General features: G+C 62.4%; 19 protein-coding genes. 8 read left to right on the top strand and 11 right to left on the bottom strand.

All coding sequences use genetic code 11. The features are described 5' to 3' along the window. Positions 1-5 precede the first annotated feature (5 nt). The 5 genes from flgL (at position 6) to Q2T94_RS14735 (ending at position 6,164) form a co-directional block, all read left to right on the top strand. The gene (gene flgL / locus Q2T94_RS14755; protein ID WP_302265290.1) at positions 6-881 is read left to right on the top strand and encodes a flagellar hook-associated protein FlgL; all 876 of its coding nucleotides are present in this window, start codon (positions 6-8) and stop codon (positions 879-881) included. After that, positions 878-1,252: a flagellar assembly protein FliW gene (gene fliW, locus Q2T94_RS14750; protein ID WP_217389468.1), complete on the top strand. Its 375-nt coding sequence runs from the start codon at positions 878-880 to the stop codon at positions 1,250-1,252. The genes flgL and fliW overlap by 4 nt, the downstream gene beginning before the upstream one ends. A 348-nt stretch (positions 1,253-1,600) precedes the next feature. Further along, a complete protein-coding gene (locus Q2T94_RS14745; protein ID WP_302265288.1) occupies positions 1,601-2,452 on the top strand; it encodes a GDSL-type esterase/lipase family protein in 852 nt (283 codons plus the stop codon). 1,164 nt (positions 2,453-3,616) lie between these two features. Further along, the gene (locus Q2T94_RS14740; RefSeq protein ID WP_302265285.1) at positions 3,617-4,879 is read left to right on the top strand and encodes a class I SAM-dependent methyltransferase; all 1,263 of its coding nucleotides are present in this window, start codon (positions 3,617-3,619) and stop codon (positions 4,877-4,879) included. Positions 4,880-5,021: 142 nt separating this feature from the next. Further along, positions 5,022-6,164, top strand: a complete 1,143-nt coding sequence (locus Q2T94_RS14735) for a glutamate--cysteine ligase (protein WP_302265283.1) — start codon at positions 5,022-5,024, stop codon at positions 6,162-6,164. A gap of 77 nt (positions 6,165-6,241) precedes the next feature. Here the strand turns inward: Q2T94_RS14735 and tsaD are convergent, their stop codons facing one another. The 7 genes from tsaD to coaA form a co-directional block, all read right to left on the bottom strand. After that, positions 6,242-7,315 carry a tRNA (adenosine(37)-N6)-threonylcarbamoyltransferase complex transferase subunit TsaD gene (gene tsaD, locus Q2T94_RS14730; protein WP_302265281.1) on the bottom strand — a complete coding sequence of 358 codons (1,074 nt, stop codon included), beginning with the start codon at positions 7,313-7,315 and terminating at the stop codon, positions 6,242-6,244. 101 nt (positions 7,316-7,416) lie between these two features. After that, positions 7,417-7,851: a ribosomal protein S18-alanine N-acetyltransferase gene (gene rimI, locus Q2T94_RS14725; RefSeq protein WP_302265278.1), complete on the bottom strand. Its 435-nt coding sequence runs from the start codon at positions 7,849-7,851 to the stop codon at positions 7,417-7,419. 47 nt (positions 7,852-7,898) lie between these two features. Beyond that, on the bottom strand, positions 7,899-8,570 hold the full coding sequence (tsaB, locus tag Q2T94_RS14720) for a tRNA (adenosine(37)-N6)-threonylcarbamoyltransferase complex dimerization subunit type 1 TsaB (protein WP_302265276.1): 672 nt from the start codon (positions 8,568-8,570) through the stop codon (positions 7,899-7,901). A 21-nt stretch (positions 8,571-8,591) separates the two neighbouring features. Further along, a complete protein-coding gene (tsaE, locus tag Q2T94_RS14715; RefSeq protein WP_302265274.1) occupies positions 8,592-9,140 on the bottom strand; it encodes a tRNA (adenosine(37)-N6)-threonylcarbamoyltransferase complex ATPase subunit type 1 TsaE in 549 nt (182 codons plus the stop codon). Next, positions 9,133-10,335 (bottom strand): alanine racemase, encoded by a 1,203-nt coding sequence (gene alr / locus Q2T94_RS14710; RefSeq protein WP_302265271.1) that lies wholly within the window; start codon positions 10,333-10,335, stop codon positions 9,133-9,135. Before alr ends, tsaE begins: the two co-directional genes overlap by 8 nt. 172 nt (positions 10,336-10,507) lie before the next feature. Beyond that, entirely contained in the window at positions 10,508-10,909 is a 402-nt protein-coding gene (gene mscL, locus Q2T94_RS14705; RefSeq protein WP_302265269.1) for a large conductance mechanosensitive channel protein MscL, read from the bottom strand. 93 nt (positions 10,910-11,002) lie between these two features. After that, positions 11,003-11,962 carry a type I pantothenate kinase gene (gene coaA, locus Q2T94_RS14700; RefSeq protein ID WP_302266434.1) on the bottom strand — a complete coding sequence of 320 codons (960 nt, stop codon included), beginning with the start codon at positions 11,960-11,962 and terminating at the stop codon, positions 11,003-11,005. A 148-nt stretch (positions 11,963-12,110) separates the two neighbouring features. Here coaA and glmS point away from each other — a divergent pair, with 148 nt between their 5' ends. Beyond that, positions 12,111-13,982: a glutamine--fructose-6-phosphate transaminase (isomerizing) gene (gene glmS, locus Q2T94_RS14695; protein WP_302265267.1), complete on the top strand. Its 1,872-nt coding sequence runs from the start codon at positions 12,111-12,113 to the stop codon at positions 13,980-13,982. A 99-nt stretch (positions 13,983-14,081) separates the two neighbouring features. Here glmS and Q2T94_RS14690 read toward each other — a convergent pair whose 3' ends face one another. After that, positions 14,082-14,651 (bottom strand): mycothiol transferase, encoded by a 570-nt coding sequence (locus Q2T94_RS14690; RefSeq protein ID WP_302265265.1) that lies wholly within the window; start codon positions 14,649-14,651, stop codon positions 14,082-14,084. A 153-nt stretch (positions 14,652-14,804) separates the two neighbouring features. Between Q2T94_RS14690 and Q2T94_RS14685 the strand changes: the two genes are divergently transcribed. Beyond that, a complete protein-coding gene (locus tag Q2T94_RS14685) occupies positions 14,805-15,155 on the top strand; it encodes a holo-ACP synthase (RefSeq protein WP_302265264.1) in 351 nt (116 codons plus the stop codon). A gap of 106 nt (positions 15,156-15,261) precedes the next feature. Then, on the top strand, positions 15,262-16,797 hold the full coding sequence (locus Q2T94_RS14680) for an NAD(P)H-hydrate dehydratase (RefSeq protein ID WP_302265261.1): 1,536 nt from the start codon (positions 15,262-15,264) through the stop codon (positions 16,795-16,797). Positions 16,798-17,882: 1,085 nt separating this feature from the next. On the opposite strand, the gene Q2T94_RS14675 is transcribed toward Q2T94_RS14680, so the two are convergent. The 3 genes from Q2T94_RS14675 to Q2T94_RS14665 form a co-directional block, all read right to left on the bottom strand. Beyond that, complete coding sequence (locus Q2T94_RS14675) at positions 17,883-19,220, bottom strand: UDP-glucose dehydrogenase family protein (RefSeq protein ID WP_302266433.1); 1,338 nt, start codon at positions 19,218-19,220, stop codon at positions 17,883-17,885. Between the two features lie 135 nt (positions 19,221-19,355). After that, a complete protein-coding gene (glmM, locus tag Q2T94_RS14670) occupies positions 19,356-20,702 on the bottom strand; it encodes a phosphoglucosamine mutase (protein ID WP_264270875.1) in 1,347 nt (448 codons plus the stop codon). Positions 20,703-20,890: 188 nt separating this feature from the next. Beyond that, positions 20,891-23,527 (bottom strand): sialidase family protein, encoded by a 2,637-nt coding sequence (locus tag Q2T94_RS14665; RefSeq protein ID WP_302265258.1) that lies wholly within the window; start codon positions 23,525-23,527, stop codon positions 20,891-20,893. Between the last annotated feature and the right edge of the window lie 78 nt (positions 23,528-23,605).

The following is a 23,605-nucleotide window of genomic DNA, read 5'->3' as shown; positions in this document are numbered from 1 at the left end:
GGCCCATGACTCGAATCACCACCGCATCGCTGACCACCAACACCGAGCGCAACCTGCAGGCGGCCATGAACCGGCTCGCCACCATCCAGAACAAGGCCGGCACCCACAAGGAAATCGGCCGGCCCAGCGATGATCCCGCCGGCACCGCCAACGTCATGGCACTTCGTGCGCAGCAACGCCAGAACGAGCAGTTCTCCCGCAACGTGCAGGATGCCAATGGCTGGCTCTCCACCACGGACCAGGCGCTGACATCCGCCACCGACATCCTCCAGCAGGTTCGCGACCTCACGGTCAAGGGCGCCAACGACGGCGCGTTGGCTCCGGATGCCAAGGAAGCCATCGCACTGGAACTTGACCAACTGCATGACTCGCTCTTGAACGCGGCAAACACCAAGTTCATGGGGCGCCACGTCTTTGCCGGGACATCCGACCAAGCCAGTGCAGTGGATAGTGCCTATGGATTCTCGGGCACCAGCGGTGTGGAACGCCGCATCGGAACGAACTCGAGCGTCCGAGTGGATGCCGACGGAGCCCAGGTATTTGGAGAGGGCAACACGAGCGTGTTTCAACTGATCAAGAACATCGTCGCTGATCTGCGCGCCGGAACTAATATTTCCTCCCGCATCGGCGAGGTCGATGTGAGCTTGCAAAAGGTCCTGGGATCCCAGGCCACCATTGGCGCAAGCCACGCTTCAGTCCTGGCCGCCGAAGATGCGTTGCTCTCGGATTCGGTTTCATTGGAAGCACGGCGCAGCGGCATCGAGGACATCGATCTGGGTTCGGTCATTCTGGAACTCAAGACCCAAGAGGTTGCCTACCAGGCGGCACTGTCCGCAGCTTCGCGCACCTTGCAGCCCTCGTTGATGGATTTCCTGCGATGAGCCGCGTTTTGGTTCCTGCAGCGGCCCTGCCCGGCTTCCCCGAAGCCACCACGTTGTCCCTGGAACCGGTGGAGGGAGCACTTGGCTTGTACGCGTTGGCCTCTCCCCAAGCAGCCGGGCTTCGGCTCTTCGTGTTGGATGCGGCCCTGCACCTGACCGACTACAAGCCCGTCTTCACCAACGAACAAATGGCGCTGGTCGGAGACCCGGAGCCTGGCTCCCGAGGCGTCCTGGTAATTGTGAATACCTCCGACCACCAAGCGAGCGTCAACCTCTTTGCTCCCCTGGTGTTCAACGCCGACACCGGCAGCTGTGCGCAGGTCATCCTCGAGGGCCAGGACTGGCCCATCCGCTCGGCACTGCCCCTCTAAGGTTTCGATTCCGGACAGGCTTCCCGCCACACGCCGTTCACTCTGATGCGGACTCACCCGGGGCGGGCAATGGCCGGCATTGCTCAATGCCGGGGTACCTGACTCCCCCGCAAGCCTGTTCTCCGTGAACCACGGCGCTTACGATTGGCAATACGCGCGGATCAGTCCTTTCTGGCCGCCGGCAGCTGAACCAATCCTCGCTTGGGGGGGTCGGATTGTGGCGAGACCTTGGGGTTGGGCCACCCACGTGCACGGGGACACACGTGTGCGTCACTTGCCGCCCGTGCATTCGGGCTTGATCCGGTGTGCCCCAACGCGCACCGCCATCTTGAGACAGGTTCAATCCTCATGGCTCGCAGAAGACAATTTCGTTTCCTCACCCCGTTGGGCATCGGTGCCGCAGCGCTTGCCCTCACGTTCACCGGCATCGCCCCGGCCACCGCCACGGCCTCCCCAACCAAGACCCAGTCCAAGGTCACTGATTACGTCAATCTCGGCGATTCATATTCCGCCGGCTTCGGTTCAGGGATCCTGACCCAAAACCCGATGATGCCGCCCGGCTGCTTCCAGGGAAGCGGACCAACGCACGTCACGGCGTTGGACGCGCGGCCCAAGGTCAACCTCACCGCCAATGCCGCCTGCGCCGGCTTCACCACGGCCCAAATCGCCGGTGCTGTGCCGCTGCTGACGCCCTACCTGGCCGGTGCCGAATTGGTGACCCTCACCCTGGGCGCCAACGACCTCGATATCAGGGGGCTCGTCACGGCCTGCAGCACTCTGGGAAGCGATACTGCCTGCGATGGTGCCTTGCGCATGGGAAATCTGGCCGTCCCAACGATCGGGGCATCCGCGCACCAGACCCTGCGCACGCTTGACGCCGCCACCCGCGGCAAGATCCTGGTTCTTGGCTACCCGCGACTGTTCACCACCTCAAACGGGGACCAGCAGCTCATCACCGCCGAGCGCGCCAAACAACTTAATCGCTTGGGAGATGCACTCAACCTGGCCATCAAGAATGCCACGAAGCGTACCAGTGCCAAGTTCGTTTCGGTCACTGGGGCATTCAACAACCACGGTCTCGGCGCGAACAAGCCTTGGATCTACTTCAACCAGGTGGATCTGGCTGATCCCTTCAATCTTCACCCCACCACCGACGGATATCTCAAGGGCTACTACCCGGCAGTGAAACGCCACCTCTGAGAGGCGCAATCGCGCACCAGCGTACTCTGAGTCCAAGAATCCCTTCATGGGGAGCTCGATCGAAGGGGTCTCGAACCGGCCCACCCTTGGAATCACGCAATGAACTATTGATGAAACAAGAAACCGCTCGTATCCGGCCGTTGTAGCCGGATACGAGCGGTTTAGTTTGCAAGGATTAGCGTCTCATGTGCCGCATACCTGCTCGCGTAGTAAGCACATCGTCGAATTCAGCATCCGCCGGGATGTAAATTGCCCCAAAAGCATTCCCGTCCACTTGGACAACAGCCGCGGTCTGTGGTTCTACAATGCGCAGTAGGTGTCTGCACCCGGAACTGCATTCTTCAGAGGGCGGCTCGGCTTGGCTTTTATCGTCGAGTTTTCGTGCGCATCGCGGCTCCTGTTTGCAAGCAGTGAGAGCATGGCCTCGGTTCCCAGGAGTGGCGAAGGATTCGGTGAAATCCGGTCGGCTGTTCGAAGCGACATCGTAGGGATAGATTCATAGGGACGTAGGACGTCATTGACGTGTTGCATGATGGCTGAATAAACCCGTAAGACCTGCTCCCCTCGGGACACCCAAAGACGTCGGCGACGACGGGACGGGAGAATTCTGCAAAACAAGAATCACTGGGCTTTCGGTGGACGCTATGGCGATCGCGAAGTTCTCCGCGCCGGAGGAATTACCTTCGTCGGGGACTGGGGAAGTCACAAGAATTTCCCGCGCAGGCTTGTCGACATCAACATACGTATAAATGGTGAGCAGCACACGTAGGGTCCACTAGCGACGCAAGGCATGCCCGATACCGAGTGCCAAGGCGAGCAGCTTCGTGCGCAATGCCAAACTTCGTGCTGATTGATACCGGGAGTGTAAGAACTTCGGCATCCACATTGGAACAAATTGAAGGATTGATTCGGTCATCGTTGATCCTTTCGCACAGCCGCATTCTATCTCCGTGACCTGTTCGGCATGAGTATCCATCCGGGTGTTCGCAAACTTTGGCGCCATGGCGGGATCTATATCGGTGAGACTCAATCGGATCTCGGCGGTTACATTAGGAAGTGCCACGGCGAGCTGCCTCAGAAGTTGCTCGCGCTAGAACCGAGATTCAAGCCTTCCTGAGCACGTTCGACGAGAACGACTACTCATTTACCGTTAGGCTTGATTCCATGGCTTCTTACCCAACCGATTCTGGCAGTACAGCCGCAACTTTCAATCTTTCCCAGATCCTCTCCCCCGAGGGATGGGCACTTTTGAACTCTGTAGATCCTTCATCCGCGGGCACCAAGGAAGCTGCCTTCCAACTGAATTTGAGTCTTCGCAAGGCGAACCATCCGATTGCTTTGGTAACGTCAGTGGTGCAGCAAAGCCAGCTCCGATTTAAGGCGAGGACCAAGTTCGGCCCATTTGCCGACACCATGGTTTTCACCCCTGCAGGCCTGGAACAGGCAACGCGGCTCAAGCTCGCAGGACTCCACGCCCAACGCTTCACCCGCGCCGGGATCAAGAAGGTGGCCGACCTGGGTTGCGGGATCGGCGCTGATTCGCTCGCGCTTGCCAGCGCCGAACTCGAGGTGACCGCCGTGGAGATGGACGAAACCACCGCCGCGGCCGCTACCCTCAACCTCATGCCGTGGCCCACCGCAACCGTGGTCAACGCCGACGCGACCACCTTCGATCTGGCCGGTTTCGACGGGGTGTGGCTCGACCCGGCTCGCCGAACCACCGATACGTCCGGCACATCGCGGATCTTCGACCCAGAAGCCTTCAGCCCTCCTCTATCCTTCGTCGAGTCGCTCGCCGGCCGCGGACTGGCCGTGGGCGTGAAGATGGGCCCGGGACTGCCACACGACGCGGTGCCGGCCAATTGCGAAGTCCAGTGGATCTCGATCAACGGGGACGTCACGGAGGCAGCGCTCTGGTTCGGTCCGCTCGCCCGCCCCGGTATCCGCCGCGCTGCCCTGGTCATTGCCGCGCACGGCGCCACCGAGCTGACCAGCCCCGTGGACTTCGATCCGGACGCGGCGATGCGCGGCGATGTGCCGGTGGGCGAAATCGATTCCTACATCTATGAACCCGACGGCGCCGTGATCCGCGCCGGACTTATTGACGAATTACTCAAGACCACCGGCGGGCACCTGATCGATCCGCGCATCGCTTATTTCAGCACCGCAGAGTCCGTTGAAACCCCCCTCGCCAAGGCATACAAGGTTCTTGCCGTCCGGCCCTACCATGTGAAGAATCTCCGTGCCTGGGTCAAGGCCGAAAAGATCGGCGTGCTGGACATCAAGAAACGCGGCATGGATGTCACGCCGGAGGAACTGCGCAAGATTCTGCTGGCAGGTACGGGGCGCGATGCCAAGAACAAGGCGACACTTATCCTCACCCGGGTCGGCGATCAGCGTTACGCCATTGAGGTCGAGCCCGTGTAGGTGGTGTGTGCGCACGAGCACCCTGTTGATCCACAAAATCACCGGCGAACCCCGACGGTCGCATCAAACGCGCTATTACGGTCGATAGACTGAGCAGTAACAACATATTGGCGTGATTCGCCGCATAAGACATGGAGGCCCGATGCAGATAGATTTCGCATCATCACGCCAGTCCACACTCGGTGTGGAATGGGAAGTTGCATTGGTGGATCGGCATACCTCCGATCTGCGGTCGGTAGCCGAGGAAGTGCTGGCCGAATTGAACCTCCGCCACGGTTCACTTGCCATCGACGAGGAACATCCCCACGTGAAGCAGGAATTGCTGCTGAACACCGTGGAGATCGTCACCGGTGTGTGCGAAACCGTGGCCGAGGCCAAAGCCCAACTGCACGAGAACCTGGTGGCGGTTCGCGAGGTTACCGACCCTATGGATGTCGACCTGTACTGCGCAGGTTCCCACCCGTTCGCACCTCCCAAGCTACAGCCGGTCACAGACAAGGACCGCTACGCCAAGATGATCGACCGCACCCAGTGGTGGGGCCAGCAGATGGTGATCTACGGGGTGCACGTGCATGTCGGCCTGGACTCCCGGGCCAAGGCCTTACCCATCGTTGACGGGCTAATCAACTATCAGGCGCATTTCCAAGCCTTATCGGCTTCCAGCCCGTTCTGGGGCGGGGAAGACACCGGCTACGCATCGCACCGTGCCCTGATGTTCCAGCAGCTTCCCACCGCCGGCATCCCCTACCATTTCCCGTCCTGGGACCAATACGAGTCCTACGTTGCCGACATGCTGCACACCGGCGTCATTGATGACATCTCGGAAATCCGCTGGGATGTGCGACCGGTCCCCCGCTTCGGGACCGTCGAAATGCGCATCTCCGATGGGCTCTCCTCGCTACAGGACATCGGTGCCATAGCCGCGCTGACGCAATGCCTCGTGGATGACATGTCCACGACTCTGGACAATGGCGGCACCATCCCCGTCATGCCTCCTTGGTACCGGGTTGAAAACAAGTGGCGCGCTGCCCGCTACGGCATGGAAGCCATCATCATCCTCAACGCCGCCGGGGATGAAATGCTCGTCACCGAGCATTTACTCCAGGAGCTCGTCCGGCTGGCGCCCGTTGCGGAAAAGCTTGGCTGCAGTGCCGAGCTCGCGGATGTTGAACGCATCATCAAGGGCGGAGCCGGCTACCAGTGGCAGCACAAGATTGCATCGGCCCACAACGGCAACCTGCGTGAAGTCGTCAAAGACAACGTACGCCGAATGCATTTGGCTTAAGGCAAAAGCAATACGGCACCTAAGCGAAAGGGTGGATGGGACCATTCCCATCCACCCTTTCGCATTACCGGCGATCTCTAGACGGCCAATGAAATCAAACTCACGGGTTGCCCGGAGTCTGTGGAGAAACCGAGTCCCGTGGGCAGGACGTTGTCTGCCACCAGCTGTGCACCGAGAGCTGCAACCATGGCGCCGTTGTCGGTACACAGATTACGCGGGGGCACACGCAGTGTGATCCCTGCCGAGGCACAACGCGCGGCCAACAGCTCGCGGAGGCGCGAGTTGGCAGCCACCCCGCCCCCCAGCAAAAGGTTCGTCAAACCGTGTTCCCGACAGGCACGCACTGCCTTGGAGGTAATCACGTCGACGACTGCTTCTTGGAAGCTCGCTGCTATGTCGGCGACCGGTACCTCTTCCCCGCGCTTCTGGTACTGCTCGACACAGCGCGCTATAGCTGTCTTCAGACCAGAGAAGGAAAAATCATGGCGATGCTTTCCCGGCTCTTCTTCCGTTCCAATGAACTTGGGCAACGTCAGCCCGCGCGGGAAGCGGATGGCCTTCGGGTCGCCTTCCTTGGCAATCCTGTCAATAACGGGTCCACCCGGGTATCCCAGACCCAGCAGCCGGGCTACCTTGTCGTAGGCCTCCCCTGCCGCGTCGTCGATGGTTGCACCCAGCAAGCGCACGTCGGAAGTCAGTGAATTGACCTGCAGGATTTCGGTATGGCCGCCGGACACCAGCAGCGCACCGAGGTTTTCGGGCAGCTTTCCCCCATCAAGAATGCCAACCCCCACGTGCGCGACCAGATGGTTGATTCCATAGAGGGGCTTGCCTGTGGCCAGGGCCAGTGCCTTGGCCGCCGACACTCCCACCATCAATGCGCCGGAGAGCCCAGGTCCGCTGGTCACCGCAATGGCGTCGATCTCAGCCAGCGTCACACCGGCGTCCTTGAGCGCGGATTCAAGCGTCGGGACGAATGCATCAAGGTGGGCCCGGGAAGCAATCTCCGGGATAACACCACCGAAGCGCACGTGGTCCTCCATGGAGGAAGCCACGGCGTTGACGAGTAGGTCGGTTCCACGCACGATACCCACCCCGGTTTCATCACAGGAGGATTCAATGCCAAGAACAAGCGGTGCAGAAAGGGACATGAAATCAATTTTAGGTGGCCCACCGCGGTTTGGACGAAGTGGCCCGTGGGATGGGTGGCAGGCAGTCGGTTTGGCCAAGCAAGCGCTCTGTTCAGGCCCGTTCAATTGGCCAGGATCAGCACCTTGCGCATGATCACTGCATCGACGCCGTCGCGGTAGTAACGGGGCCTGCGGTGGATGGCATCGAAGCCGTGTCGCTCGTAGAGGCCACGGGCTCGGGGGTTGTCCGCACGGACCTCCAACAAGAGATCGGTGGCACTGCGTTCGATCGCCGTGTCGATCATCAGGCGCAAGAGGTACGTGCCGATCCCCCGACCCTCATATTCCGGGGCCACCGCAATGGTCTGCACATCGGCCAGCGGCAGGACGCACATCAGTCCGCAATAGGCAACGACCTTCCCTGCATCCTGCACCACCCAATATTTCCGGGTTTCTGTCTGCTCCAGCTCGCCGACAAACATGTCCTGCGGCCAGGCGTCGGTCGGGAAAAGTGCCTTCTCCATTTCCCAGACCTCTGCCACATCCTCCATGATCATGGCTCTGGTCTCCAGACCCGCGGGAGGAGGAAATGCGTCGTGCGCGTTCACAGCAGCTTTCCCTTCATGACCGCGGGGACCTTGGCATCGGACTCGCGCAGGTAGAGCGGTTCGGTCCCCAACAGCGGTTCACCGGCGGCCAGGGCGCGGACGGCACGGGTTCCCAGTGACACCGCTCCGGGGTGGGCGTGCTCGAATCCGGGGACGACATCCGCTCCCACGGTTGTCAGGCGATCGGCATAAAGTCCTCCGCCGGCCCCATAAACAGGACCAGCAGGAAGTTCCTCGGCTACGGTCACGTGCGGTCCTTCAAGCAGAACCCCGGTCTTGTCATAGCGCGCCCAGTAGAGTTCCTTGCGCCGAGCATCGATGGCAATGGTGAAATCGCCTGACGGCTCATGTGCCACGGCGTCCAGGGCAATGGCGTCCAGGCTCATCACCCCGTGGACTGGGATCCCCCATACAAAGCCAAGGGTCCGTGCGGTGGCCAGCCCCACGCGCAGCCCGGTGAAGGGGCCGGGTCCAACACCGACGGCGATGGCTTCCGGTGTCCGGCCATCTGCTTGCCCGAGCAGGGACTCGATGGCGGGGGCCAATACCTCGGAGTGGTCGTTGCCCACGTTCGAGGTGAAGGAGCCCAACACCTTTACCGTGTTGCCCTCTGATTCCAGCAAGGCTGCGGAGGCGTTCGCCGAAGTGTCAATGGCCAATAGAAGCATGTGTGCGGTTCCCCTGTTGTTCTAGCGTTCGAAGTCGGTTAATAGCGCGGCAAGCCCGGGATCGTTCTCCCAGCGAGGGCCAAAGGCCGCGATCCGGATGGTGCGCGGCTCGTCATCCTCGCCCTCGTTGAAATCAAAGACCAGGTCTTCGTGGATTTCGGCTGATCCCGGACGCAGTAGGACTATTTCCAGCCGAGAGTCGCTGAGCTGTTCAACCTTGCCTGCACCCCATTCGACCACCGTGACGGATTGGCCCATGCTCGCTTCCAGGTCCAGGTCATCTAGTTCGGCGGCACTGTCCAGCCGATAGGCATCAACATGCACCAGATCCGGGCCATGGCCCAAAGCGGGGTGGATGCGGGAAATCACGAAGGTTGGCGAGATGATTCCCTCACGTACCCCCATTCCCAGGCCTAGTCCCTGGGTGAAGGTGGTCTTACCTGCACCCAGCTCTCCGGTGAGGATCACCAGATCCCCGGCGTGCATGATCTCTCCGAGGCGATGTGCGAAGTCGCGGGTCTCGTCAATGCCGCTGACCTCAAGCTCTGCGGCAATCGATGCCTCATTCACCGGATTCCCCCCAGCTTCCCTCCACCAGCCGGCGCGGAACGCGGGGCGAGATACGGGTGACGATTTCATAGTTGATGGTCCCGGCTGCGTCTGCCCAATCTGTCGCGTTCGGGCCCCCCTCGCCAAAGAGAATGACCTCGGAACCAAGGATTTCGGCAACGTCGATATCCGGGCCCAGATCGACTACGAATTGGTCCATGGCAATGGTCCCACGCACCAGATAGGTCTTGCCGTTGATGCTGACCGGTGCGTTGGAGGCCGAACGCGGAATGCCGTCTGCGTAGCCCATCGGGACCAGGCCCAGATAGGTTTCCCTGTCTGTGTGGTACCGCAATCCATAGCCCACGCCCTGCCCGGCCGGCACCTTCTTCACGTTCGCGATCCGGCTGACCAAGGTCATTGCCGGGCGCAGCCCGTACCGCGCAGGTTCTTCACCGGCGAAGGGGCTGAGCCCGTACAGGCCCAGTCCAAGTCTGACCATGTCGTAATGCGCGTCGGGACGCGTCAGGATTGCCGGTGTGTTGGCAATGTGCCGCACCTCAAGGTCAAAGCCTGCATCCTCGGCCAGGGCCACCGCCTGGTTGAAGGCTTCCAATTGTTCGTCGGTTTCCGGGCGTTCGGGTTCGTCGGCCACCGCCAGGTGGGAGAAGACACCCACAACGCGCATCAAGCCTTCATCCTGGAAGCTGGCGGCCCGCCCCAACAGCTGCTCCCATTGGTCGGGCGTGCAACCGTTGCGGCCAAGGCCGGTATCGATTTTGAGGTGCACGCGTGCGGGCTGCGCGGCAGCCTGTGCTGCCTGGGCCACATGTTCCAATTCCCAACCGGATACGGCCAAGTCAATATTTGCCGCAATGGCCGCCTCGAACGGTGTTCCCTCGGTGTGCAGCCAAGCCATCAACTGGGAGTCCAGCCCCGCCTCGCGCAATTTCAGTGCCTCGGTGACATGAGCGCATCCCAGCCATGTGGCTCCGGCCTGCACAGCCGCGCGTCCCACGGCCACCGCTCCATGTCCGTAGCCGTCTGCCTTGACGACTGCCATGACCTCGGCAGGGGCCACGAGCTCGGCGACTCGCTTGACGTTTTCACGGATGTTGGCCAGATCGATGATGGCTCTCCGTTCCCAGGTGGACGTCGTTGTCTCATCCTGGGCGTGGGTCGGCTTTTCGGTCTGTTCGGTTGATTGTGCACTCACCCATCCATCATCCCACTTTCCCCTTGGCGCCCGCTCAAGGCCACGCCCACCTACGCCCTACGCCACCACTCCTGCCGCCCTTTGGCGGAAATGACGAAGCACCGGTGGCTTGATCATGGGATCGGGCCACCGGTGCTTCGTGATGGGCGGACCGAAAGGGTCCGCAGTGGATTTACAGGGTTCGGTTGGTGCGGAGCTCGTCGCGGATCTCGGCCAGCAGCGCAAGCTGCGGATCGAGCTCTTCGGCGGGTTCTTCAACGCCAAGGCGAGCCTGGCGCCGTTCCTCGAGGTGCTTCATCGGCACCACGACGAAGAAGTAAATGGCTGCAGCAATGAGGATGAAGTTCACCAGAACGGTCAGGAACGCACCGATCTTGATGGCCACACCGGCACCGAGCGTGATAACCAGGAAGTCATCGAAGTTCGGCGATCCGACCAATGCTGCGATCAATGGCATGAGAATGAACTCAACCAATGCTGTGACTACGGCGCCAAAAGCAGCACCGATGACAACGGCTACGGCAAGGTCAACGACATTGCCCTTCATGATAAATTCTTTGAATCCCTTGAGCATGTGCCCAGCTTTACACACAATCACGGTGGTCAAAAGGCACGACGCGGAAACTTTTTGGGAAATTCTCGATACGTTCACCCAAGAATTCGAGTCTCAGATTTTGCGAAGCAGCATCCTGCGGATCGAATGGTCCGCCGATTTGCTCAACACCAGCTGTGCGCGGCCACGCGTGGGAATGACATTTTCCCGCAGGTTCGGTTCGTTGATTCGTTTCCAGATTCCGTGCGCGGTTTCCCTGGCTTCCTCGTCGCTCAGCGATGCATAACGGTGGAAGTAGGAAGCGGGGTCCGAGAACGCTCCGGAACGCAGCTTCATGAAGCGACGGATGTACCACTCTTCGATATCGGAAGTTCTCGCGTCAACGTAAACGGAGAAATCAAAGAAATCACTCAGTGCCAGGCCGGCGGTGCCGTCAGTGCGGGCCCGGGCAGGCTGCAACACGTTCAGCCCTTCCACGATCAGCACCTGGGGAGAGCGCACCACGACTTCCTTGCCCGGCACGATGTCATAGGTAAGGTGCGAATACCACGGGGCGCGCACCTCCGGTGCACCGGACTTCACTTCGGAAACAAATCGCAACAGGCGACGACGGTCATAGGATTCCGGAAATCCCTTGCGATGCATGATGCCGCGATTTTCCAGATCCGCGTTTGGATACAGGAAGCCGTCGGTCGTAATCAGCTGCACATCGGGGGTGTCCGGCCAGCGACGCAACAATTCCTGCAAAACTCTGGCAGTCGTGGACTTTCCCACGGCCACGGAACCGGCTACGCCAATAACAAAGGGAGTGCGCCGGGTACTCTCCCCCAGGAAGGTGTTGGTGGCCTGGTGCAGCGAGGCCGAGCCCTGGACGTAGAGGTTGAGAAGGCGCGAGAGCGGAAGATAGACCTCACGCACCTCGGCGAGGTTTAGCTGCTCGCCCAGGCCGCTGAGGCGGCGCAGGTCCGCTTCATCCAGTGGTTGCTTGAGTTCATTGGACAGTCTTGCCCAGGTTTGGCGGTCCAATTCGACGAAGGGTGTAGCACTGTAGTCGACCGCACGCTGTCCATTCACGCCTTGAATTGTGCCAACAATCCTCCCGTATTCCCAAACTTCACCTTTTGGCCATAGTTTGGACGCGTGGGCATGCACACATATTTTTAAGACCAGCCGACAGCGCAAATGAACCGAGGGACCTGCGCGGCACGGTAATCTTTTTTGCATGTGTGGAATCGTTGGATACGTAGGTAATGCTGGACGCGCAGCCAATCACGGGGCGCTCGATGTGATTCTCGAGGGTCTTCGGCGCCTTGAGTATCGCGGTTATGACTCGGCCGGACTCGCCGTGGTCACCGACGCGGGCATTGACTCGCGCAAGAAGTCGGGAAAGCTCGTCAACCTCGTGGACTCCCTTGAAGCCGACCCGCTGCCGGCCTCGCTGACCGGTATCGGCCACACCCGCTGGGCGACCCACGGCGGACCCACTGACGGAAATGCCCACCCCCACCTTGCCGATAACGGCAACCTCGCCATGATCCACAACGGCATCATCGAGAACTTCGCCGAGTTGAAGGCCAAGCTTGTCGCCGAAGGCGTCGAGTTCCTTTCCGAGACCGACACCGAGGTCGCAGCGGCGCTGCTGGGCTCGGTCTACCGCGGCGCCGGCGAAGGAAACCTCACCCGTTCAATGGAGCTGACCGCCCGCCAGCTCGAGGGTGCGTTCACCCTGCTGGCCGTGCACACCGAGCACCCCGGCGTTGTCGTTGCCGCCCGCCGCAACTCCCCCCTGGTCCTTGGCCTGGGCGACGGCGAGAACTTCCTGGGCTCGGACGTTTCGGGCTTCATTGACTTCACCCGCCGCGCGGTGGAGCTGGGCCAGGACCAGATCGTCACGATCACCCCCGATTCCCACAGCATCACCGATTTTTCGGGCAACCCCGCCGAGGGCAAGGAATTCCACGTTGACTGGGATGCCGCCAGCGCCGAAAAGGGTGGCTTCGGCTCCTTCATGGAGAAGGAGATCTTCGACCAGCCCGCAGCGGTGGCAGACACCCTGCTGGGCCGCTCGGACGCCTTTGGTCGACTGACCCTTGACGAGCTGCGCATTTCCCCCGAGGAACTTGCGGCCGTTTCCAAGATCATCGTGCTCGCCTGCGGAACCTCCGCCTATGCGGGTTCCGTTGCCAAGTACGCGATCGAAAACTGGTGCCGGATCCCGGTCGAGGTCGAGCTGAGCCACGAGTTCCGCTACCGCGACCCGATCGTGAACGAGAACACCCTGGTCGTTTCCATCTCGCAGTCCGGCGAGACCATGGATACGCTCATGGCCGTGCGCTACGCCAAGGAACAGGGCGCCAAGACCCTGGCCATCTGCAACACCAACGGTTCCACCATCCCGCGTGAATCCGATGCAGTGCTGTACACGCACGCCGGACCGGAAATCGCCGTTGCCTCCACCAAGGCCTTCCTTGCGCAGATCACCGCCACCTACCTGCTCGGCCTCTACCTAGCCCAGTTGCGCGGCAACCTGTTCTCCGGACAGATCAAGGACATCCTTGCCGACCTGGGTAAGATCCCGGCCAAGATCCAGGACATCCTGGACCGCAGCGAGGAAATCAAGTCGCTGGCCCGCTCTATGCAGGACACCGAATCGGTGCTCTTCCTGGGCCGCCACGTGGGCTACCCGGTAGCCATGGAAGGCGCCCTGAAGCTCAAGGAAATCGCCTACATCCACGCAGAGGGCTTCGCCGCAGGCGAGCTCAAGCACGGCCCGATCGCGCTGATCGAGCAGGACAAGCCGGTCTTCGTTGTGGTTCCGTCCCCACGTGGCCGCGATTCGCTGCACTCCAAGGTCGTCTCCAACATCCAGGAAGTGCGCGCCCGGGGCGCCAAGACCCTGGTCATCGCCGAGGAAGGCGACGAGGCGGTTCGTGACTACGCCGAGTTCGTGTTCTACCTTCCGGAGACCCCGGTGCTGCTGATGCCGCTGCTGGCCACCGTGCCACTGCAGCTCTTCGCCTGCGAATTGGCCTCCGCCAAGGGCCTGGACGTGGACCAGCCGCGCAATCTGGCAAAGTCAGTCACGGTCGAGTAGGTCTCAGACCTATTTAGGTTTCACACACCCAGCGGTGCCGGAGCTTCCCTGAGAGGGGAAACACCGGCACCGCCGGTGTTTTAAGCAATGAATGCTGCCTCAGTCGGATTGGTCGGCGTAGATGCCCTTGAGGAATTCAGCCTGCCCCAGATGCGAGGCGGTTTCGTTGAGGACGCTGATGAGCCTGACCCCCGCCGTGACCGGAGGATTCCAGCGCCTGTCAATAACGGCCGACAGGTCAGGCTCGCGCAAAGTAGCCAAGATACCCATGGCTTGTTCATGCACGTCCCGGTAATAGCCCAGCAGGTACTCGCCGTCATACATCCCAAAGTCAGCTACGTGGTCACTGCTGTGCCCGAATCCGGTATCCAACTGGCCATAGGGCAAGTTGAAACGCAACACCCACCCCCGGGAAATCCAGCATTGCTCCGGCGCAGATCTCTCATCCAGTGCCTTGGCCAGGTGTGTGAAGTGGTCGTCCTGGATCCGGGTCAGGTGCCAAAGAAGCCAAGCCATCGAATTCGAGTGGCTGCTCGCCCTGAAGCGCAGCATCCGTGGTTCGGCTTCTTCCAGAAGCCGCTGGATGCCTTCCCGAACCCGACCGAAGCCGTCCCGCAATAGCATTACTGCGGCCGGTTCCACTTCACTTGCGCGATCTTTTGTCGTCATTGCCAGACTCCTCGGTTCCGTCTGCTCCTTGCCCACGGTGCCTTGAAGCCTACGACTTCCCCTCTCTCCGGAATAGGGGTGCACATTCCATGACCCCGGCGGGGAGCAGTTGCGTGGCATTGACTGGGTGCCCCGACAGATAAACTCGAAGGCATGATCGTGGGAATTGGTGTTGATGTTGTTGAGGTCTCGCGTTTCAAGGCGCAGTTGGCGCGGACCCCCGCCCTGCGCGAGCGCCTCTTCGTGCCTGCGGAACGCGAGCTGCACGTTCGGTCGCTGGCCGCACGCTTTGCCGCGAAGGAAGCCATTGCCAAAGCGCTTGGAGCCCCGGCGGGCATGAACTGGCAGCATTGCTGGATTGAAAAGGACAGCGCGGGCGATCCCTATGTGGTGCTTGACGGATCCGTCGCCGAAGCAGCCGAGCGAAAGGGCGTGGTGCATTGGCACCTGTCCATGAGCCACGACGGCGACCTTGCCACGGCCATGGTAGTCGCCGAACGTTAGCCCGGTCCCCGGCAATTGTCCACACCAACGACATGTTTGCTCGGGCCATTGCGCCACCGCATCGATTCTGCGGCAAATCCCCTCCGGAGTTGGGTATTCTGAACTAATGATCCCCGTCTACGCAGGTACCCACGTTCGAGATGCCGAAGCTAAGCTGCTACGCGATGCCAACGACCTGACCTTGATGCGCCGTGCCGCCGACGCGTTGGCCCACCAGGCCGTGGTGATGCTCAAGGAAGATACCGGGCGTCTTTACGGATCACGCGCCGTGGCGCTGGTAGGACCGGGGAACAATGGCGGAGACGGACTCTTTGCCTTGGCATCGCTGGCCAAGCGCGGGGTTCACGCCACCGCGGTGCTTTTGGGCTCCCAGCCCCACCAGGAGGGATTGGCCGCCCTGTCGCGTGCGGGCGGGCGCACAGCCGCCGTAGCGGACCTGGACGAACTGCTCGAGGATTGCGACCTGTTGATCGATGCCGGCTACGGCACCGGCGCACGTCCCGGTCTTGAGTTGCCAGCCATCCCCCGGGACATTCCAGTCCTGGCGTGCGACTTGCCCAGCGGCGTCGATTCCGACACCGGGGCTACGGTCGATAGCGTCATCCCGGCGGACCGCACGGTGAGCTTCGGCGCGCTGAAGACGGGGCTCGTGGTTGGCTCGGGCCATCTGGTCTCGGGAAGCATTCGCGTTACGGATCTGGGACTCGGCGCGGCCTTGCCGGAGCCCGAGGCCTGGGTGGTGCAGGGAGACGATCTCGAGCTGTTGCTGGGCCGTGACGGAGACTGGAGCACCGCCGGGCGCCACAAGTACCAGCGCGGAGTGCTGGGGCTGTTGGCCGGCTCCGCGAAGTACCCGGGTGCCGCGGTGCTCACGGCTCGTGCCGCAGTGGCCAGCGGGTTGGGCCTTCTGCGCACCCTTGTCCCGGATGCCGTGGCAACCGCCTTGACTACCCAGGTACCGGAGTCCGTTCCCCTGGCTACCCCCGAGCTCACGGCATTGCTTGCACGCAATCGCCGAAACGAACGCGAGGGTGCAACACGCATTGGCGCCTGGGCCATCGGCCCGGGGTTGGACGACACCGAAGACACCCGCAAGCACCTGGCGCAAATATTAGCGGCGAACACGCCCTGCGTCATTGATGCCGGCGCCTTTTCCATGCTGGAACCGGGCGAGCACCACCAGTTGCGTATCCTCACCCCGCATGCCGGGGAACTCCACGCCCTATTGGCAAAAGCCGGCGTACGCGTCAGTTCCCGGGACATCGCGGCCGACCCGATCCGCTGGGCCCGCTGGGCCGCCGTTGCCTACGACAGTGTCGTCCTACTCAAGGGACCGTCAACTATCTGTACGGCTCCGGACGGCTACACATTGATCGTGCATGCTTCCACGCCTGACCTTGCAACCGCCGGAAGCGGCGACGTGCTGACCGGCATCCTGGGCACGGTCTTGGCCGCAGCCAACCTCCCGGCCACGCCCACGAACAAGGACGTCGTGGCCCTTGGCCATCGCCTGACGGACCTTGCTGCTGCCGGAGCACTGATCCATGCGCACGCGGGTGCCCTCGCGGCCCACAAGGGCACCGTCAGCGCCGTTGATGTCTTGCAGGAACTTCCACGTGCGGGCCGGGACCTGGGGCTCTAACACGAGCCGAGCCGGACAGGTTTTGATACCGGCGTCGTGACAACGGCTCCCCGGACGCCATCAGCATGTACGTTCTTGCACATAGTCCGGGCAAACCCCTTTGGCGATCACCCAAAGAGTTGCTCGCCGGCCCCGGCGGTAGTTGAACGACGTGGCCTGGTTGTGGTCTTGGTTACCGGGCCATACTCTTGTCGCTCTCCCACAACCCTTAGGACTTGGTGCCGGGGTTCCGTGCCAATCGCCCAGCAGCGTTTCGCCCTGCTTCCAAGGCCAGTCTCCAGCTGCCTGAGAAACATCCCGCAATCAGCCATAGTCATCTTGGTCCTTTCCGCTGCGCCATGGTTTAGGCTGGTGCAACAAGGCTCCAATTGGGGGAAGTCTTAAGTTTGGGGGCGACTGTTTTGTCTTGGAATCGAATCTACTACCGCAAGAAGTCACGTGTTCTGGTGATCTGGCAAAACATCGGATTGGGGCTGCTCACCTTGGTTGTCCTGGGCATAGTCGGATACTCAGTACTCACTTAGAGACCCGCCTCCGCCTAGCCGTTTGGGTTCCAAGCCCGGTCCGATATTCGAACGCAATTGGAGGGCCAGGACCCCTATCCGGTACTGTCCAGAATCGATCGCTTTGACGGTCTGTAGACCCAAGGCGGTTCGGCTGGGAACGGGCAGTTCCTGATTGGTCACATTAATGGTCGAATCGCTTCTGCCTGCTAGGATCGACCTTAATCGCGTCCTGGGGGGGCGCACGAAACTTGGGGAGAGAATCTTGGGACGCAGAACGCGTAGTCGCAATCACGACCGCTTTTACCGGCAGGGACCTCGCGTGCCCTATGTCTGGCAAAACATTGGACTTGGTCTGCTTATCGCCATCGTGTGCGGCGTTGGCGCATACATCGTCTTCACCTAACGCAGGGGCCGGCAGGTGCCATGGGCAGTCCGCAGGGACGCTTCGATGACTACGCACAAGACGGTGGCCACATGCTGGTCAAACCAGTATGTGGCCACCGTCCTGTGGCGCCGTCCGCTTCAGGGTCGGCTGAGCTCAGCTTCTTTGTGTGAACTTCGGAAAGCCGTCAGCGCGACCTAAAGTTCTCCATCCAGCGGTGCGTAGTGCTGGCCCATCCGCACGATTTCCCATCCGGCGTCCCGCCACGGCGCACGGTCCAGCACATTGCGTCCGTCGATGATGCGCTTCGTGGCGACCAATTCCTCGAGGTCCGTCGGGACAAGCGCCTTGAATTCGGCCCACTCGGTGAGCAGCAGCACCAGGTCGGCATCCTTCACGGCCTCGGGCAGGTCGTTGGCGTACTGCAGCCGCGGGAAACGATCGGCCGCGTTCTTGTTCCCCTTGGGGTCATAGACCAAAACGTCAGCACCTGCGTTGAACAGCCGAACGGCGATATCCAACGCCGGGGAATCGCGCACGTCATCGGAGTCGGGCTTGAAGGTGACTCCAAGAACCGCAATGCGGGCGCCCACCAGTTTGTCGTTGAGCATCGTCTGGGCCAGTCGGACCACGCGTTCGCGCCGGCGCAGGTTGATCTCGTCGACCTCGGCCAGGAAACCCATGGTGTGGGTCAGTCCCAGCTCGCTCGTGCGGGCCTGCAATGCCCGGATGTCCTTGGGCAGGCAACCTCCGCCGAAGCCCACTCCGGCGTTGAGGAACTTGCGCCCGATCCTTGCATCATGGCCCAGCGCATCGGCCAGCACCGCGATGTCCCCGCCGATGGTCTCGGTGACCTCGGCAAAGGAATTGATGAAGGAAATCTTGGTGGCCAGGAACGCGTTGGCGGCCACCTTGACCAGTTCCGCGGTCTCGAAGTCGGTGACGATCAGCGGGGTGTTTGCCTCCAGCGCCTGGGCATAGACCCGGCGCAGGATCTCCTCGGAGGTTGCGTCCTCGACTCCCAGCACCAGCCGGTCAGGTGACATGGTGTCTGCCACGGCGAAGCCCTCGCGCAGGAACTCGGGGTTCCAGGCCAGGGAGATCTGTGCATCCGGATGGGCGTTGGCGGCAATGAGCCCGCGCAGCCGGCGTGCGGTGCCCACCGGAACCGTGGACTTGCCCACGATCAGCGCGGTGCCGCGAATGCGCGTGGCAAGTTCCGCCACCGAGGCATCGACGAACCGCATGTCCGCCCCGTGGCCGTCGGCGCGCTGCGGGGTGCCGACGCCGATGAAATGCACATCGGCCCAAGTGGCCACTTCCTCGTAGTCGGTGGTGAAGCGCAGCCGTCCGGAGGCCACGTGCTTGCGCAGCAGCTCTCCCAGGCCCGGTTCGTGGAAGGGCAGCTTGCCTTCGGACAACGCCTCGATCTTGGCCGGATCGACATCCACGCCGATCACCTCAAAGCCAAGCTCGGCCATGCAGGCCGCGTGTGTCGCGCCCAGGTATCCTGTGCCAATCACCGATATCTTCATGCTCATGCCTCTGGCACACCCTTTCGACAGTCACGGCTGCAGCGAAGTGCTGCACACCTCAAATGCGTGTGGCCGAGCGCCTGACACCGTAGGTGCCGGAACACTCGGCCACGGTCTCAATGTTGCAAGGAGAATCTATAGTGCCAGTTCGCGCGAAACGACTGCGGCCAGCGAAGTGGCCAGGGAATGTGCCATGTCCTGCGAGGTGGCTTCCACCATCACGCGAACCACCGGCTCGGTACCCGAGGGGCGCAACAGCACCCGGCCGTTGTGGCCCAATTCGGCCTCGGCGGCAACGATCGCGGCGATCAGCATCTTGTTCGCGGGAGCAGCGAGCTTGTCCACGCCCTTGACGTTGATCAGCACCTGCGGCAGTACCGTCATGGCGCCGGAGAGTTCCTTCAGGGTCTTGCCGGTGGAGTTGACGCGCGCTGCGATGTGCAGGCCGGTCAACACCCCGTCCCCGGTGGTGGCGTGGTCTGCGAAGATCACGTGGCCGGACTGTTCGCCGCCCAGGTTGTAGCCGCCCTCGCGCATGCCCTCGAGCACGTAGCGGTCCCCCACGCCGGTTTCCTTGACGGTGATGCCGGCTTCGCGCATCGCGATCTTCAACCCGAGGTTGCTCATCACGGTGGCGACCAGGGTGTTGTCCTTCAGTTCCCCGCGGTCCTTCAATGCGGTGGCCATGATCGCCATGATCTGGTCCCCGTCCACTACGGTTCCCTCATGGTCAACGGCCAGGCAGCGGTCGGCGTCGCCGTCGTGGGCAATGCCCAGATCCGCTCCGTTGTCCACCACTGCCGCCTGCAGGCGTTCCAGGTGCGTGGAGCCGTAGCCGTCGTTGATGTTGATGCCGTCCGGCTCCGCGCCAATGACCAGGACCTCGGCACCGGCGGCGTTGAAGACCTCAGGCGAGCATCCGCTGGCCGCGCCGTGGGCGCAATCAAGGACGATCTTGAGCCCGTCCAGGCGGTTGGGCAGCGTCTGCAACAGGTGCATGACGTAGCGGTCCTCGGCATCGGCGAAGCGCGAAATGCGTCCCACGTCGGCACCGACCGGGCGGTACTTGGGCTTCTCCATGGCCGCCTCGATGGCGTCCTCGAGGGCGTCGTCGAGCTTCTTGCCGCCGCGGGCCAGGAACTTGATTCCGTTGTCCGGGGCAGCGTTGTGCGAGGCAGAGATCATGACGCCGAAGTCGGCATCAAGGTCCGCTACCAGGTAAGCCGCCGCCGGAGTGGGCAGGGTCCCCGCATCGTGCACGTCGACGCCGGTGGCCGCGAGGCCCGCCTCGATCGCAGCCGAGAGGAAGTCGCCGCTGATCCGGGGATCCTTGGCCACCACCGCCACGGGACGTCGCCCGTCATGTATTTGTTCGTGCCCCAACACCATGGCGGCGGCTTGTGAAATCGCCATTGCCAGTTCTGGGGTCAGAAGTTCGTTTGCTTTTCCGCGGACACCATCGGTCCCAAATAACCTTGCCATCGCGACTCATCATAACCCTGTCCCGGTTCAATCCCTGTTATTTCACTACTCAGCATTCTTTTGTATGTCCACGAAACCCGGGCGGGGAAAAAACGTTTGGCGGTCTCCGAAAGACCGCATGACGGGGGTCCGCGACCCGGTGGCCGCTGACCCCCGTCACCTGCCGTTCAATCCCTTGCGGGCGGGGGTTACTCGGCCCTCACGGAATCCACGGTGACCCGCAACGGAAGGGATTTTGCGATGCCTGCGGCGTTTTCCAGTTCCGCGGTGTAGACGCGGGTTCCGTCGGCGCGGCCGCGCAGCTGGACCACGGCGCGCTGCGACTGCGGGCTGTTGGCCTCGAGTTGCTGGCCGTGGATCAGCTTCCCATCCTCAAAGAGACGGAAGACACTTGCATTGGTCCCCCGGGCAAGGTCCAGGGCCACGGAGTAGTTTCCGTCCCAGCGGGCGGCTCCCGCCTCCGGCACGAATGAAAGCCGGCTGTCTGCCGGGGACTGCGTTTCAGCGTCGTTTGGCTCCCAGGCCGCGGGGTCCCGCGGCAGCGGGACGGCCGAAAGTTCGAGCTGCGCAACCGCCCGCTTGGAGCCGTTGGCTGCTTCGAATTCCATGGTGCGCCCGGCCAGTTCGCCGGCGGCGGCCTCTTCGGCCGTCAGTTCGTGGACGATCTCGGTTTCCAGGGTGGCTCCGGGAGTGAGTTCCTCGGCGAGCGCTTGGTCCCCGGCGTGGATCCCGGTGAGCCGGACGTTGCCCGTGTTGCCCAGGGCCACCGCGTGCTTGACGGTGTCCCCGGCGGAGGCATGTCCGTTGCCGTCCACGTCGGTGAAGGTGCCGGCCGCGGCAGTGGCCGAGAGGCCCGGCGCGCGAACGACCAGGTCGACCTCGCCTCCGTCAATGGAATATTCCTTCACCACCGTGGCGTAGTAAGGGATCCTGCCGGTGGTCCAGGTGCTGGAGGGCTTGAAGAAGCCGTCGGCCACTTCGGCTTCGGTCACGGTGTGGCGAGGAGTGGTGCAGTCATAGGATGCACCTGCCGCAAGTGAGGAGTAGCGGCAATTGCCCGCCGGGCTCGGCTGTCCCACCGGTGCTGCAACCAGCGGGGCGAAGTTGCCCGCTGTCGGGACCACCCAGGCATTGGTGTTTCCGGTGTTTGCCACGTGGAAGGTGTATGGCAACTTCTCCCCCGCCGTGTAGGGCAACGCGGCGAGGTCGCGGCCGGCGTCCGAGCGCTTGCCCGACACCTCGAGCGAGATGATTGATTGACCCTTCACCTGGGCGGTCACGGTGCTGTGCGAGGTGCGTCCGTCGGCGGCGGTGAACCGTGCCTGCAGCTTCACTGCCCCGTTGGCGGTGCTGGGTGCCGTGACCGGCAGGCTGAGCGTTGTCTTCACCCCGGCCGCCAGTGCAGAGACCTCGGCGGTGCCGGCGCTCCACCCCGCCGGTCCGGTCAGCGTCAGTGTTCCGGACAGCGCCGCCTCTTCCTGGTTGGTGATGACCAGGCTCGCCTCGGCGCTGGCCCCCGCATCCAGTGCCAGGGCCTCGGCTGCCAGCGGGGCGCAGGCCACGTTCAGCCAGTCGCGGTCAAAGGTGGCAAGGGGGAGGTCGTTGGTGTAGCTGCCCTCATAGAAGACCCCGTACATACCGGCATCCAGCGCGGTGGCCACCGAGTAGGCGGAGAAGCCGGAGCGGATGGTGCGCAGCCCCGGCCAGGTCTCCCCGTCATCGCAGGAGACCCGGGCCGAGACGTTGCGGCGCTCGGTGGGGTGGTTGGCCCCGGTGTAGAGCAGCATCTTCGCATCTTGGCTTCCCTCTGCCGCTTCGGGATACATCCGGGTCACATGGGCGTTGTTGGTCGGATCCACGAGCTCGGTGTCCGCTTCGACCGGTGAGTAGCTGTGTCCGCCGTCGGTGGAGATGGCCACCTTGCGGAAGCCGCCGTTGTTCGAGTCGCGGGAGTTGAGCATCACGCGTCCGTCGGAGAGTTCCACGACCTTGTTTTCATCCATCCCGGTGCCAAGGAATTCCCCGCGCTCCCAGGTCTGTCCGTGGTCATCGGAGTAGAGCGAGTAGGCCTGGATCGGCGTGCTCCCGTCCTCCTGCAGGACCCGGCCGGCGTATTGCTGGATCAACCTCCCGGCGTGGGGCCCGTAGCGCAGCTGGATCCCGGCCCCGGAGGTGGCGAACGTGGTCTTCACGTCCCCGGGCTCCGGGGTCGAGTCGGCACCGGGCTTGGCCACATCGGTGATCAGGCGCGGTTCGCTCCAGGTCACTCCGCCGTCGATGGAGGAAACCACGGCGGCGCTGATGACATTGCGGTCGGCATCGTCATTGCCCCAGGTGCTTCCATGGAAGCCCTGGTCCTTGGAATAGACAAAGAAGGCAAAGACGGTGTTGGTTTGCTCGTCAACCACGAAGCTGGGATCGCTATAGCCGTACTTTGGTTCTTCGGCATCGCCCAGGTGTCCTGCAGCGATGGTGGTCATGGGCCCGAACGTCTTGCCGTTGTCCGTGCTGCGGCGCATCACAATGCTGTTGGCGTTGGGTGCGTCGGCAGCGGAGTTAGGACGGGCGTCCCAGGAGGAGAGCACTACGCCGTTGCCCAGGTGGGCAAGGGCGGGGATGCGGTAGAAGTAGTTTTCGCCGGTCCGGTCGGCGGCGAGGTTTTCTTCGCTGTAGCTGCCCGGGGCGGCGAACGGGTCGTTGCCGGGCACCGGTAGGGCCGCGGAAGCGGATCCGGCCAATGCGACAGGTGCCAGCATTGCGATCATGGCGGCTGTCGCCAAGGGGCGTGCGGCGCGGGAGAGTCGGGGCTTGTGGTGTGCGGTCATCTCTTGGGAAGTGCCTTTCCGGCGTGGGGAGGGTCGGTGAGGTCGAGCTAAGAGGTAGGACATCCGATCTATGGATAC

The organism is Paeniglutamicibacter sulfureus (assembly GCF_030512175.1).
Lineage (GTDB): Bacteria > Actinomycetota > Actinomycetes > Actinomycetales > Micrococcaceae > Paeniglutamicibacter > Paeniglutamicibacter sulfureus.
The sequence above is the reverse complement of the archived record's forward strand: the minus strand, read 5'-3'. Positions and strand labels throughout refer to the sequence as shown.

Bases quoted from the DNA above. Each gene is read 5' to 3' on its own strand.
- flgL (WP_302265290.1), top strand. From the start codon at position 6: ATGACTCGAATCACCACCGCATCGCTGACCACCAACACCGAGCGCAAC.
- fliW (WP_217389468.1), top strand. From the start codon at position 878: ATGAGCCGCGTTTTGGTTCCTGCAGCGGCCCTGCCCGGCTTCCCCGAA.
- Q2T94_RS14745 (WP_302265288.1), top strand. From the start codon at position 1,601: ATGGCTCGCAGAAGACAATTTCGTTTCCTCACCCCGTTGGGCATCGGT.
- Q2T94_RS14740 (WP_302265285.1), top strand. From the start codon at position 3,617: ATGGCTTCTTACCCAACCGATTCTGGCAGTACAGCCGCAACTTTCAAT.
- Q2T94_RS14735 (WP_302265283.1), top strand. From the start codon at position 5,022: ATGCAGATAGATTTCGCATCATCACGCCAGTCCACACTCGGTGTGGAA.
- tsaD (WP_302265281.1), bottom strand. From the start codon at position 7,315: ATGTCCCTTTCTGCACCGCTTGTTCTTGGCATTGAATCCTCCTGTGAT.
- rimI (WP_302265278.1), bottom strand. From the start codon at position 7,851: ATGATCATGGAGGATGTGGCAGAGGTCTGGGAAATGGAGAAGGCACTT.
- tsaB (WP_302265276.1), bottom strand. From the start codon at position 8,570: ATGCTTCTATTGGCCATTGACACTTCGGCGAACGCCTCCGCAGCCTTG.
- mscL (WP_302265269.1), bottom strand. From the start codon at position 10,909: ATGCTCAAGGGATTCAAAGAATTTATCATGAAGGGCAATGTCGTTGAC.
- glmS (WP_302265267.1), top strand. From the start codon at position 12,111: ATGTGTGGAATCGTTGGATACGTAGGTAATGCTGGACGCGCAGCCAAT.
- Q2T94_RS14690 (WP_302265265.1), bottom strand. From the start codon at position 14,651: ATGACGACAAAAGATCGCGCAAGTGAAGTGGAACCGGCCGCAGTAATG.
- Q2T94_RS14685 (WP_302265264.1), top strand. From the start codon at position 14,805: ATGATCGTGGGAATTGGTGTTGATGTTGTTGAGGTCTCGCGTTTCAAG.
- Q2T94_RS14680 (WP_302265261.1), top strand. From the start codon at position 15,262: ATGATCCCCGTCTACGCAGGTACCCACGTTCGAGATGCCGAAGCTAAG.
- Q2T94_RS14675 (WP_302266433.1), bottom strand. From the start codon at position 19,220: ATGAAGATATCGGTGATTGGCACAGGATACCTGGGCGCGACACACGCG.
- glmM (WP_264270875.1), bottom strand. From the start codon at position 20,702: ATGGCAAGGTTATTTGGGACCGATGGTGTCCGCGGAAAAGCAAACGAA.
- Q2T94_RS14665 (WP_302265258.1), bottom strand. From the start codon at position 23,527: ATGACCGCACACCACAAGCCCCGACTCTCCCGCGCCGCACGCCCCTTG.